This window comes from Corallococcus sp. RDP092CA (assembly GCF_041903675.1).
Lineage (GTDB): Bacteria > Myxococcota > Myxococcia > Myxococcales > Myxococcaceae > Corallococcus.
On the sequence record NZ_JAYESI010000166.1, the window covers coordinates 1 to 259 of the forward strand.

The window sequence follows — 259 nt, forward strand, 5'->3', positions numbered from 1 at the left end:
GGTGAAGCCCGAGGAGCGGGTGGGCCTGTACGTGGAGCGCTCGGAGGCGATGGTGGTGGGGCTGCTGGGCATCCTGAAGACGGGGGCCAGCTACGTGCCGTTGGACCCGTCCTTCCCGCCGGAGCGGCTGGAGTACATGAGGGAAGACAGCGGGATGGCGGTGCTGGTGACGCAGCAGTCGCTGAGGGAGGGGCTGGAGACGGCGACGACGAAGGTCGTGTCGCTGGACGGAGACGCGGACGTCCTCGGAAGCGAAGAC

General features: G+C 68.7%; 1 protein-coding gene. It reads left to right on the top strand.

Annotated features, from left to right (window positions below; all coding sequences use genetic code 11):
- Window positions 1-259: AMP-binding protein (locus U8525_RS34630; RefSeq protein ID WP_374270998.1), on the top strand; the 259-nt coding region annotated here is incomplete at both ends.